This is a genomic window from Paenibacillus sp. Aloe-11 (genome assembly GCF_000245715.1).
GTDB classification, from domain to species: Bacteria; Bacillota; Bacilli; order Paenibacillales; family Paenibacillaceae; genus Paenibacillus; species Paenibacillus kribbensis.
In genome coordinates, this window is record NZ_JH601048.1 from 217,984 (window position 1) to 230,174 (window position 12,191).

The 12,191-nt window shown below is 48.6% G+C and carries 10 protein-coding genes and 1 riboswitch; of the genes, 9 read left to right on the forward strand and 1 reads right to left on the reverse strand.

Annotated features, from left to right (window positions below):
- Positions 1 to 33 precede the first annotated feature (33 nt).
- Positions 34 to 114: riboswitch (cyclic di-GMP riboswitch) on the forward strand.
- 13 nt (positions 115 to 127) lie between these two features.
- Both WG8_RS05910 and WG8_RS05915 read left to right on the forward strand, forming a co-directional pair.
- Positions 128 to 1,729, forward strand: a complete 1,602-nt coding sequence (locus tag WG8_RS05910; protein WP_007429211.1) for a glycosyl hydrolase — start codon at positions 128 to 130, stop codon at positions 1,727 to 1,729.
- Positions 1,730 to 1,777: 48 nt separating this feature from the next.
- Entirely contained in the window at positions 1,778 to 4,072 is a 2,295-nt protein-coding gene (locus WG8_RS05915) for a hypothetical protein (RefSeq protein WP_007429212.1), read from the forward strand.
- 512 nt (positions 4,073 to 4,584) lie between these two features.
- Here WG8_RS05915 and WG8_RS05925 read toward each other — a convergent pair.
- Positions 4,585 to 4,953, reverse strand: a complete 369-nt coding sequence (locus WG8_RS05925; RefSeq protein ID WP_007429214.1) for a helix-turn-helix domain-containing protein — start codon at positions 4,951 to 4,953, stop codon at positions 4,585 to 4,587.
- Between the two features lie 326 nt (positions 4,954 to 5,279).
- On the opposite strand from WG8_RS05925, the gene WG8_RS05930 reads away from it, so the two are divergent.
- From WG8_RS05930 to WG8_RS05960, 7 genes are all read left to right on the forward strand, one after another.
- Positions 5,280 to 6,029 (forward strand): YveK family protein, encoded by a 750-nt coding sequence (locus tag WG8_RS05930; RefSeq protein WP_007429215.1) that lies wholly within the window; start codon positions 5,280 to 5,282, stop codon positions 6,027 to 6,029.
- Positions 6,010 to 6,696: a CpsD/CapB family tyrosine-protein kinase gene (locus tag WG8_RS05935; protein WP_007429216.1), complete on the forward strand. Its 687-nt coding sequence runs from the start codon at positions 6,010 to 6,012 to the stop codon at positions 6,694 to 6,696. The genes WG8_RS05930 and WG8_RS05935 overlap by 20 nt, the downstream gene beginning before the upstream one ends.
- A gap of 87 nt (positions 6,697 to 6,783) precedes the next feature.
- Positions 6,784 to 7,482 carry a sugar transferase gene (locus WG8_RS05940; RefSeq protein ID WP_007429217.1) on the forward strand — a complete coding sequence of 233 codons (699 nt, stop codon included), beginning with the start codon at positions 6,784 to 6,786 and terminating at the stop codon, positions 7,480 to 7,482.
- Between the two features lie 33 nt (positions 7,483 to 7,515).
- Positions 7,516 to 8,454: a GDP-L-fucose synthase gene (fcl, locus tag WG8_RS05945; protein ID WP_007429218.1), complete on the forward strand. Its 939-nt coding sequence runs from the start codon at positions 7,516 to 7,518 to the stop codon at positions 8,452 to 8,454.
- A 22-nt stretch (positions 8,455 to 8,476) separates the two neighbouring features.
- Entirely contained in the window at positions 8,477 to 9,466 is a 990-nt protein-coding gene (gmd, locus tag WG8_RS05950) for a GDP-mannose 4,6-dehydratase (protein WP_007429219.1), read from the forward strand.
- Positions 9,467 to 9,589: 123 nt separating this feature from the next.
- A complete protein-coding gene (locus WG8_RS05955; protein WP_007429221.1) occupies positions 9,590 to 10,933 on the forward strand; it encodes a flippase in 1,344 nt (447 codons plus the stop codon).
- Positions 10,920 to 12,188, forward strand: a complete 1,269-nt coding sequence (locus WG8_RS05960; protein WP_007429222.1) for a hypothetical protein — start codon at positions 10,920 to 10,922, stop codon at positions 12,186 to 12,188. Before WG8_RS05955 ends, WG8_RS05960 begins: the two co-directional genes overlap by 14 nt.
- The last annotated feature ends 3 nt before the right edge of the window (positions 12,189 to 12,191 follow it).

Sequence of the window (12,191 nt, forward strand, 5' to 3'; positions counted from 1 at the left end):
ATACTTAGGGTAAGAAGGAATCCAAACTCCTTCCAACGATAAACGCAGCCCTGTCGAAAGGTAGGTACGCAAAGCTAAAGGGCCTTCCGTAGGGATGGCAGCCTGGCTACCGAAAGGAAGAGCAAAAGTGAGATTCGATTTTATTCCTCTGTATCGACTGATACGCCATGCACTCCCCGTAGTTATGCTTTTTTCTTTGTTGCCCGTCGGTTTTGGTGAATCTCTGTCCGTGGCGAATGCCGCTGCATTACAGCCTGTTGATTCGGACGCTTCTACTCAGGCCCGTGAACTATACAGCTATTTACTCAGCATCTCGGGGAAAAAAATAATCACCGGTCAGCATGATTATTTGGAAAGTCCAGATGAACTAAGTAACAAGGTCCAAAAAATCAGTCAGTCGTATGTGGGTGTGCACGGCTATGAGATGGGAGCCATCTCCGGCCAATCTGCCGATACGGAAGCAGAGCAACGTAAAAATGTCGTCGATAGTGCTATCCGCTGGAACAGATCCGGTGGCATTGTGACGATGACTTTTCATGAAGCACTGCCAGGTAGACCACTGACTTGGGCCAATGTGCAGGCGAAAGTAAGTCAGACGGAGTTCAATAAATACGTGACGCCAGGCACTACGCAATACAACCTCCTCATTGCCGATCTGGATAAGGTCGCTGTATCGTTAAAGCAGCTTCGTGATGCGGGTGTTCCGGTTTTATGGAGACCTTATCACGAAATGAACGGTGACTGGTTCTGGTGGGGAAACAAAAACAATTTCAATCAGCTATGGAATATCATGTATGACCGTTTTGTAAACACGCATCAATTGAACAATCTGTTGTGGGTATGGAGCCCGAATGCTCCTAATTCGTACACCTTTCCGTATACCCCTAAATATCCGGGAGATGACAAGGTGGACATCTTGGCTGTAGACATTTACAACAATGATTTTAAACAAAGTCATTATGAAGAACTGCTCGGATTGGCAGGGAATAAGCCGATTGCCATCGGGGAACACGGTGAGATGCCAAGCTCCGAGGTATTACAGGCTCAGCCCAAATGGGTGTATTCCATGACTTGGGGCAAGATGCTCTCGGAGAATAACACAACGGATCAAATTCAGGATTATATGAATGATTCGAGGAGCTTGACGCGAGATGATGTGGAAAATGGATTGGCAGCCATTCAACAACCCGGGACAGATGTACCGACCATACCGGATGGGGGGCAAAGCGATCCTATCCCGGCTCCGCCAGTAGTGATCGTTCCCCCGGCTCCGGCTCCTCCTTCTGTTCCGGATGAGGTTTATGCGAACGGGCTGCGGGGTGAGTATTTTAACAACATGAATCTGGATGGTAGTGCTGCTTTGGTCCGTACAGATAGCAAGCTGGATTACAACTGGCGTGCTGCTGCAGCTGATGCAAAGGTGAATGCTGATCAGTTCTCGGTTCGCTGGACCGGTAAAATAAGGCCTCAATATAGTGAGACCTATACATTTACAACGATATCCGATGATGGTATCCGCGTATGGGTAGACGACAAGCTGATTATTGATAGCTGGTTCAAACAAAGCTGGACAGAGCGTAAGGGCAGTATCACCTTGCAGGCGGGGAAAATGGTAGATTTAAAAGTTGAATACTATGATGAAAAAGGCGACGCGATGGCACGTCTGATGTGGGAAAGTCAGCATGAAGCGAAAGCGGTTGTTCCCGGTAACGCTTTGTTTCTTCCTTAATTGATTCTCTTTCCCGGTCAAAAATTTTGAGGAGAGAGAGTGGATTATATGATGAAAAAATGGTTGACCCACAGGTATACGGCAGTATTATCAGGGCTTTTTGGGATCGCAATAATAGCGCTGATTGCTTGGTTGATTTACACGCCTTCAAGGAGCGTAGAACTGCAGACGGATAAAGTAGCGGCAGCCAGTCCGGTATGGAAGCTGGGTCAGAGGGATGACTCTTCGGCGGAATTTAAAGGGCTGGTCGATAGAAAAAGTGTCAATATTTCCGCATCTGCTGCCTCTACCGAGACGTCTGCTAATGGAGCAGCGGCAGTGATGTCCGTAGCAGAGAATACATCGGCCCCGGTATTGCTGGGCAGTGGAGATATTCCTCCCGGCTTGAATGCGTCCATGAATCCCGAATTGTCGCTCCAGTATACGCTGAATCAGGTTCCTCCCAATGGGATGATATTCCGTGTACGGATATTGGATGCGGGCAAAGCTGTTCCGCAAATGGCTGTATTTTCAAATCATCAGCTGTCCGGTATTATTCAGATCGCCGGGGTTTCCGGCACGGGCAGTGCATATAACTACAAAAGCAACTATGAGCTGTATATCCCTAAAGAGCAATTGCAAAGCGGTGTTAACGTACTCAAGCTAAAGACAGCGCGCTGCCTATACTGCTCCTCTGCAGAAGATAAAAATGTGTGGTGGACTTGGGATGACTTGAGCTTGGAGACGTTAGCTTCACCTGCAACTGAACCGATACACGGTAAATATATATTGACTGGAACGAATGTGAACAACAAAGAATTCTATTATGATCAGGGTGCGGTAAAGCATTTACCATACGTTCTCAAATGGCTGGGAATTGCTTATAGCGGCAATGTCATGCGGGTCACCTGTGCCAGCAATGTGGGCAAGGCTTGTACAGACGCGGATGATTACTATCAAACGTTGAAGCAGTATAATATGCAATCGTCTGCTCTGTACTTATATACGGGCGATATCAAGCTGCAAAGGGATGGTTCTCTGCCAGAGACGGCCAAGCAAAAATTGCGCGATTATGTAAAAAAATATGGTTCATACCTTCAATATTATGAAGTAGATAACGAACCCGGGTTGTTTAATCGCTCGAAGGCAGTCAATCTGGCTGTGGCCAAGTGGTTTAACACGGAAGGCAAGCAATTGGCACCGCATCTCAAAACCGTAGCGCCAGGCTGGGCCTATTGGCCTACGTACTCCACCAAAGCTTGCAAAAATCAAGCTGGAGGCACGCTCAAATGTGGTGACCCGGATGGATGGGAACGAGATCCGGCGCAGCGTAAGCAGTTGGAGGACGTCACCGACCTGACCAATGGACACGCCTATGGTGAATCCTATAACGAAGAGAGCGGAGGCAGCTTCGTTCAAAATCTGAAAACCTTTGGCGGTTCGAGCAACGGGCTGGCCAAGAAGATGCTGAATACGGAGTTCGGTACGAACGATACGCATCGGGACAACCCTGAGTACGGGGCCAGTCAGCCACAAGCAGCCGCTTTTGACCGGATTATGCGTTCGCAAATCGGGTTTGCTGATATGTTTATCCAGCATGCTGCGTTTTATAAGGATTATACGCTGTTTAAAACCGGCTTTGATCTGCAAAGCCACAACCCGGCAAGCACAGAAATTTATCCGTTCGGGGAAGGGCAGGACAGTCGTGTAAAGATCATGAGACGTTTGAGTCTGGCATATGCCACCCACGGCAAACCGCTGACTTATACGGTGCTGAATCGAGAGGATACCAAGGATAAGATGGTCTATGTTCGTGCAGTGGATACGTCCAAGCTTAAACCGCTGGCAGGCAGTGGCGCTACCTCGGACAAATTGCTGGTGAACCTGGTGAATTTCGAGGATTCAGCACAGACCATTCGCGTACGAGTAACGATGCCGAAAGCCGGTGTGTACGCTGGTGAGCGTTTTGGAGCCGGCGCTACCTACAGTCAGGCACAGCGTTCCATATCGGGACTCAAGGCTTCACCTGCCCTTGATTTTGAAGAAAAGCTGGGTCCTGGTGAATCGGTACAATATATTTTGGAACTGAAGAGTACAGATCAGTCCACAGCCTCAGCCCCGACAGGGGTAAAAGCCGCCTCTGTTCAGGATGGGGCGGTAAAGATTGATTGGCTTCAGGCAGAAGGCGTATCCTCCTATGATGTACTGCGTGCAGATGGGTCAGACGGGGTTTATCAGGTAATTGCCTCGCAAGTAGCGGGAAGCACCTACACGGATCGTACAGTGAAAGCCGGAAGCCACTACGCCTACAAGATCCGAGCGACCGGAGGCACCCAGATATCTCAAGCAGCCGAGGTTGCTTAATGATTGCTGCGAGCAGTATAGGACCTTGGCTGAAGAATACCCGTCTGATATCGCCAAAAAAACAAAAGAGAACCTATCAGGAAAAATAGGACCTGACAGGTTCTTTTTTTATTAATAAATCGTACTGAATTGGCAATACATTACGTATAATGGAGAAAAAAACACGAAAATCCTTTAAAATTCTCGCCATAAGACGACAACATTGCAGGTATGTATTCATATATAATAGGTTTGTTCATAACAATACATACATGGGTTGTAGGGAATCTTTTTCCAGTGACCAAGAATAAAAAAGTGAGGTTAGTGCTGAATGAACAAGGAGACAGAATCAAGGGTGGACAGCCCTCTTCTTCGGAACAACGCACGGAGAGCAGGCAAATCTGTCATCCACCTAGACATCCGTGACATCTTGCTCCAATGTGGCATTACGATGCCAGAATGGATAGAGAGCGACCTAGACAAAACCAAGTGCCGGAAGGACAAGCACGTGTAATTCCTTCCGGCTGTCTTCTTTATTTCATCATTCGTTCCATACGGACAAACGCGATAAAGCGCTTGGCTTCTTCCTCAGACAAGGTACGTCCGTCAATCGTCAGGTTGAAACGCTGCAGAATATCCTCATCAGACAGTTCCAGCTGATCCACAAATTCCTTCACATCTGAATCCAATATCGCTGTAGGATGGCTCGTGCGTCCCACCAGGTAATCAATGGTTACTCCGAAAATATCGGCAAGCTTGTTCAGGATCTCAAAGTCTGGTTTGCGTCTATTTTTTTCATAGTGAGAAAGAGCCGCCCGCGTAATTCCGAGGGATTGCGCTAGTTCCTCTTGTTTTAATCCCTTATGTTCCCGTAATTCAGCGATTCGGGTTCCATAATTCATCTTTTTTTCCTCCTGAATACAAGGTTAAGAAAGTGAGAAAAGCAATTTTACACTTGACAAGATACAATTTGTAGCATAAATTAGTTATGTAAGTTACATAATGTATCTCTATTTTGTAGTATTCACGGATGTCATGGTTTATATACTTTAACAGGCCACCGATGATCAAGCATTTGTGCTTAATCGCTGGCTAGACCTGCTATGCGCTATTATATAACATTTTACTATAGATTAGAGGCTCATGCATCGTTCTTTTCCCCGGTGTGCAGAGGATCAGTACAAGCGTTATCACATCGAAAACAAGTCAATCAGGGAGGTCTGGTCTTGTGCAGTTGAAAGAGTACATCCGTGTGATCCGAAAAAGAATGTGGTTGATTGGGAGTATCGTGCTGCTGGTGTGTGCTGTAGTGGGCATAAAAAATGTATACTTTACCCCGCAAGTGTATGAAGCGACGGCAAAGCTTATTATCAACCAGACGCCGCGACCGGATCGTGCAGGTGTCGTCGATTACAGTGTCGTACAAACGAATATAGCCTTAACGAACTCCTATAAGCAAATCATGATCTCCTCGGCGATTATGGATCAGGTGGTCGCCAGCTTCCCCGATCTTAAGGTTACTCCGACAGTTCTGGCTCAGAAATTAAGAGTGAACACCGCCGGTGATTCACAGGTCATGGATGTGACAGTTCGCGACTTATCGTATACAAAGGCTGTGAAAACCGTCAATGCGGTAGCCAAAGTATTCAAACGACAAATTCCCTCTATCATGAAAATGGACAATGTCACGATTCTAAGTGAAGCCAGTTTGACTGACCCGGCAATTCCTGTGAACAGCAATCCCGCTGAACAGATGTTTATTGCCTTTGCCATCTCCTTGTTGCTGGGTATAGGCTTGGCATTTTTGCTGGAGGTATTGGATGACACCTTTAAGAATGAGGAGGATATTGAAAAAGAACTCGGCCTGCCGACTCTGTCTTTGATTACGAAAATGAAAAAAGAAGATAAACGCTCTGACAGCTCCACTACAACTCCTAAACAGGTAGGTGAAGGACAATATGCCGCGATTAATCAATAATCAACTGGTCACATCCCTGCATGCCCAGTCTTTCGTTTCGGAGGAATATCGTATGCTCCGCACAAACATCCAGTTTTCCTCTATAGACGAACCGATTGAGGTTATGATGGTGGCGTCTGCTCAGGCGGGAGAGGGCAGGACGGTCACGATTAGCAATTTGGCTGTAACCTATGCGCAAGAGGGAAAAAAGGTGCTGGTTATGGATATGGATTTGCGTCGCTCCTCCTTGCATCATATGTTTGGCTTGCGCAATCATACGGGACTGACTCGGGTACTTACCAATCAACAGGCGTGGCAGGATGTGGTTCAGGAAACCGGGATTGACCAACTGCATGCGATTACAGCCGGACCGAACCCGCCCAATCCGTCCGAAATGCTCAGCTCCCGCAAAATGAAGGCTCTGCTGGTTGAGTTAAAAGAACATTATGACGTGATCCTGATGGATACGCCGCCATTGCTGTCTTTTCCGGATGGCCTCATTATTAGCTCTATGTGTGATGGTGTCATTTTGGTCGTACAGGCAGGGAAGGTCAAAAAGGATGTCGTTAAGAAAGCAAAAGCCCACTTAGAACGAGTAAAGGCGCGCATTTTGGGCGTAGTGCTCAACAATGTGAAGCGATCGAATACCCGCGCGCAGCGTGGAATGGAGGAACGCAGCCTGACATAACTAAAAAGAAGGTGATCGAAAAATATTAAAAATTCTTTTAACAATGTAAAAGTGAAACTTAATGATAAGAGAGTGAGGTGATGAGACGTGTCTTCTTCCCGCTCAAACGAGGCAGAAGTTTTGGGCGCGTCTGTGGATGTGTACTCGGTCGCTCACAGGCTTGAACGGCGACAGGGATTGGGCCTGTATCCGTTCGTGAAGCGCAGCATGGACATTATCCTGTCTTTCATCGGCATCATCGTGTTATGCCCGGTATTTCTGCTCGTGATTTTGCTGATTAAGCTGGAGGACCCGAAAGGAAGCGCGTTATTTTATCAGATTCGTATTGGCAAACATGAGCGTCCATTTCGCATGATCAAATTTCGTTCCATGGTATCGGATGCTGAGGACCAATTGTCTGCGCTGCTGCTGGAAAACGAAATCGAGGGTGCCATGTTCAAAATGCGGAATGATCCGCGAATTACCCGTGTGGGCCGATTTCTCCGCAAAACGAGCATCGATGAGCTGCCGCAGCTATTCAATGTGCTGCGTGGGCAGATGAGTCTGGTAGGTCCCAGACCACCGCTGCCAAGAGAAGTCCATGATTACACAGTGAGAGATAAGCTGCGTCTGACGGTTACACCGGGTTGTACCGGGCTATGGCAGGTCAGCGGTCGCAATCATCTGAGCTTTAACGAGATGGTAGAACTGGATTTGGAGTACATATCCAGACGCAGCTTACGCACGGATATGATCATCATGCTCAAAACATTTCGTGTACTGCTGGGCTCCAACGATGCGTATTAAAGTCATTTTAACAAGGAAGGGTAGGGGATAGGCATGGATCTTCATTCCAAGATATATGTAGCCGGGCACAACGGGCTGGTAGGTTCCGCTATTGTTCGAGCGCTTGAGGGAGCAGGTTACCAGCATATTATTACTCGCACCAGTCGTGAGCTGGATCTGCGCAACAAGGAGGCCGTAGATCACTTTTTTGAAACAGAGCCTGTGGATTATGTGTTTTTGGCGGCGGCCAAGGTTGGGGGGATTTTGGCGAACAACGAATATCCGGCTGATTTTATCCGTGACAATCTGCTCATTCAAACAAATGTGATTGATGCGGCATACCGGGCCAATGTAAGCAAGCTGTTGTTCCTCGGCTCTACCTGCATTTATCCCAAATTTGCTCCGCAGCCCTTGCGGGAGGAGTATCTGCTTACTGGTGAGCTTGAGCCTACCAACGAAGCCTATGCGATTGCTAAAATTGCCGGAATTAAAATGTGTCAATCCTACAATCGCCAGTATGGAACCCGTTTTATTTCGGTGATGCCGACGAATTTATACGGTCCGGGTGACAATTTTGATCTCCAGACCTCTCATGTGCTGCCCGCGCTCATCCGCAAGTTTCATGAAGCCAAGCTGAATCAAGCTCCAACTGTAGAAGTATGGGGCTCCGGCACACCGCGTCGAGAATTTCTTCATTCTGATGATTTGGCGGAAGCCTGCCTGTTCCTGATGAACAACTATGAAGGAAATGAAATTGTGAATATCGGGGTGGGTGAGGATATTTCCATCCGTGAGTTGGCTGAACGGTTGAAGGATGTGGTCGGTTATGAGGGTGAAATTACTTTTAATACATCCGCTCCTGACGGAACGCCGCGCAAGCTGGTAGATGTGTCTCGAATTTCTGGTCTGGGCTGGTCGGCGCGTATTTCGCTGGAAGAGGGATTAAGATCTGTGTATGAGGCATTTCAAGGTCTGAACCTGGTTGAACAATAAAAAAAACGGTGGGGGAATTGGAATGAAAAAAGCGCTGATTACAGGGATTACCGGACAAGACGGATCTTATCTGGCTGAGTTGCTGCTGTCCAAGGATTATGAGGTATACGGGGTACGCAGACGCACCAGTACACCGAATTTTGAAAATGTAGCCCATATCCAAAATGATATCCACTGGCTGTCCGGTGATATGACCGATCTGGCTTCCCTGATTGAAGCCGTCCGTCAATCCGACCCGGACGAGGTCTACAATCTGGCTGCTCAATCCTTCGTAGCAGCTTCATGGCCGCAGCCCCTGGCTACAGGACAGCTTACAGCGCTATCCGTCACCAATATGCTGGAGGCCGTTCGGATTGCCAAGCCGGAGGCGCGGTTTTATCAGGCGTCGAGCAGTGAGATGTTCGGTAAGGTGGTGGAGACGCCGCAGACGGAAACAACACCGTTTTACCCGCGTAGTCCTTACGGTGTCGCCAAGGTGTACGGTCATTGGATTACGGTGAACTACCGCGAAAGCTTTGATATGTTTGCTTGCTCCGGCATTTTGTTCAATCATGAATCGCCTCGCCGGGGACTGGAATTTGTAACGCGTAAGGTATCGGATGCTGTAGCCCGTATCAAGCTTGGATTGCAACACGAGCTGCGCATGGGGAATTTGGATTCACTGCGGGACTGGGGTTTTGCAGGGGATTATGTAAAGGCCATGTGGCTGATGCTCCAGCAGGATCAACCGGATGATTACGTCATTTCCACGGGAGAGATGCATTCTGTACGTGAGCTGCTGCAAATTGCCTTTTCCTATGTAGGTTTAAATTATGAGGATTATGTTGTTATTGATCCTCAATTTGTCCGGCCGGCGGAGGTAGACCTGCTGCTCGGCGATTGTGCCAAGGCCAAGGAAAAGCTGGGCTGGCGATTGGAAGTAGGCTTCGAGCAGCTCATTCATATGATGGTGGATACAGATCTGGAGCGGGTAAAAAGGCAGGCTGCAGTCGAAGCTTCCGTCGTCGTGTAAGACATGGAGGGGCCACCCGCCTAGCCGGGAGGTCTCTTCGTTGTACATGATTGCAGCTGCATCGAATAGCTGGCATGCTGTAAAGCCGCGCGCAAGGTCATTTTTCAAGATGGAGTAGAACCTATGACATTAGTCAAAAACCGCGTCAAACCGCGCAGAAGTTTGCTGGTCAATACATCCTGGCTGTTCGGTGACAAAATGATTCGCATGGTGTTCGGGCTGGCGGTCAGCATCATCATGGCGAGAGTGCTGGGACCGGAGGAGCTTGGAAAATGGAATTATGCCGAATCCTTTTTCGGGATGTTCCTGATCTTCACAACCCTTGGCTTTGATTCCATATTAGTACGCGATCTCGTTAAAGACCCTCAAGATGAGCACGAGCTATTGGGTACGGCGGTTCTCCTGAAGCTATCGGGTACTTTGGTTGCCATCGCACTGTCCTATTCCTTCATTTCGCTGCTCAGGCCTGAAGACAGTTCGGTACGGTTGATCAATCTGATCCTGGCCACGGCCTCGGTGTTTCAGCTGTTTGATATCATCGATTACTGGTTCCGGGCGCAGATGTTGTCCAAATACACGGTCATTGCCAAAAATACAGCCTTTGTCCTCAGCTCCACTGCCAAAATCATTTTGTTGCTAACAGGTGTTCCGATTTGGGTGGTGGCGCTGTGTGCTCATGGCGAATTCCTGCTGGGGAGCCTACTGCTGCTGTATTTCTTCCGCAAGGAAGGACGGCGTGTGAAGATGTGGACGTTCCGCCTAAACATAGCCCGGCGGATCATGAATCACAGCTGGCCGCTTATTTTATCATCCTCTGCTGTATATGTACAGGCACGGATCGACCAGGTCATTATCGGTGAACTGCTAGGAAATGCAGCGGTCGGACAATATTCCGTTGCGCTCCGGCTTATCGAAGTGCTGGGCTTTATTCCGGTCGTTATTACGACAGCCTATGCCCCGGTGGTGACTCGTTCCAAGCAGAAAGGAAACGACGAATACAGACAGACGTTGTCTAATGTGTACCGACTGATGTTTATCTGCTTTCTCGTGACCTCGATCCCGTTATTTTTTTTATCTCAATGGGTGGTGATTGTGCTCTACGGGAGGGAATTTAGCGAAGCAGGCTCACTGCTGTCCCTGTTTGCGATTCGTCTGTTTTTTACCAATTTCAGTGTTGCCAAAAGCTTGTTTATTACCAATGAGAATTTGTTCAAATATACGCTGTTGACCTCGCTCGTGGGCGCCATCACGAATATAGCTTTCAATTATGCGTTGATCCCGCTGCTCGGTGTGAGAGGATCGCTCGTGGCAACGATCCTGTCTTTTACGATATCTGTATTTCTATTGGATGTGTTGTTTAAAGAAGTCAAAGCCAATCTGGGTTGGATGATGAAGTCGATTCTGACCTTCTGGCGTGTTCATATTACAGTACCGAAAGTTGGAGAGAGCAATCATGATACCCATTAAACCGTTTGTTCGTCATGAGGGACAGTGCCCGCATTGTGGAGGCAAGGTAAGCGGTGGAGAGGTGCTATGGCAGGGAATTCACGTATGTATCAGCACTTGCTGTGAGGGCTGTGGACGTGAGTATATCGAGGATATGCGTGTCGGTCATGCGACGTATTCACCTTATCGAGTGGAAATGCCCGACTATATCCTGACCGGTGATGCGAAGTCGAGAAAATGGCTCGGAGAGCCTTTGCGGCAATCGTTGATGAATCCTTCCTATGATTTAACGGTCGGCATGACCGTGCATAAAATGGAGGCCTTCGAGCGCGTGATCATCGTCAACACCATGGATTATTTGTATGGTCATGCATTGCTCAAGCTGCTCAATGTGCAGCGCGAATACGAGCAGTCGCCGGAACTGGGGATCATCGTTATTGTGCAAAAGCCGCTGGAGTGGATGGTGCCTGCTTATGTGGCGGAAATCTGGACGGTCGATGTGCCGTTCAGCAAGGCACGAAACTTTCATCCTGTGCTGCATCATCGGATGATTGAGGAACTGATGCGCTTCGAAGAGGTATATGTCAGCCCGGCGTATTCACATCCCAATCAGTTTGATATTGAGCAGTTTACAGGTATCCCCCGCTATGACGATGAGTGTGAATCGGAGCCGCGCATTACCTTCGTATGGAGGGAAGACCGTTTGTGGAGTGGCAGCCATCATATGGCAAGGGCGGTGCAGAAATTTCCACAGCTCAAACGCGGGCTGAAACCGCTGATTTATCACCAGCGCAGCAAAATCATCCGGTTGTTCCGCAGGCTGCGGGAATCCTTTCCGGATCATCGGTTTACAGTCGCCGGACTAGGGCGTAGCGGGCGTTTCCCGGCATGGATTGCCGACGAGCGTGTCGCACGTTTTGACCGCGAAAGTGAGCTGCGGGTATGCAAGGTGTATGCAGCCAGCCGATTGGTAATCGGCATTCACGGCTCCAATATGCTGCTGCCCTCTGCACATGCCGGTATGACGATTGATCTGATGCCCAAGGATCGTTGGGGCAATTACGCGCAGGACATTTTATTTCACGAAACCGATCATCGGCTTACGGCTTACAAATACCGCTTTGTGCCGATGGAATCGAGCGTGGCTTTGGTGGCGGATATGGCAGCCGCCCAGCTTAAAGGGGCAGAGCACTTCCAAATGCAGATGATGGAGGAAAGGCAGCGGCAGGGGGAACATTCGGTTTGGAGGGGGAAGCCCGCTTCGGGACGGATTTGATCT

Bases quoted from the DNA above. Each gene is read 5' to 3' on its own strand.
- WG8_RS05915 (WP_007429212.1), top strand. From the start codon at position 1,778: ATGATGAAAAAATGGTTGACCCACAGGTATACGGCAGTATTATCAGGG.
- WG8_RS05925 (WP_007429214.1), bottom strand. From the start codon at position 4,953: ATGAATTATGGAACCCGAATCGCTGAATTACGGGAACATAAGGGATTA.
- WG8_RS05935 (WP_007429216.1), top strand. From the start codon at position 6,010: ATGCCGCGATTAATCAATAATCAACTGGTCACATCCCTGCATGCCCAG.
- fcl (WP_007429218.1), top strand. From the start codon at position 7,516: ATGGATCTTCATTCCAAGATATATGTAGCCGGGCACAACGGGCTGGTA.
- gmd (WP_007429219.1), top strand. From the start codon at position 8,477: ATGAAAAAAGCGCTGATTACAGGGATTACCGGACAAGACGGATCTTAT.
- WG8_RS05955 (WP_007429221.1), top strand. From the start codon at position 9,590: ATGACATTAGTCAAAAACCGCGTCAAACCGCGCAGAAGTTTGCTGGTC.
- WG8_RS05960 (WP_007429222.1), top strand. From the start codon at position 10,920: ATGATACCCATTAAACCGTTTGTTCGTCATGAGGGACAGTGCCCGCAT.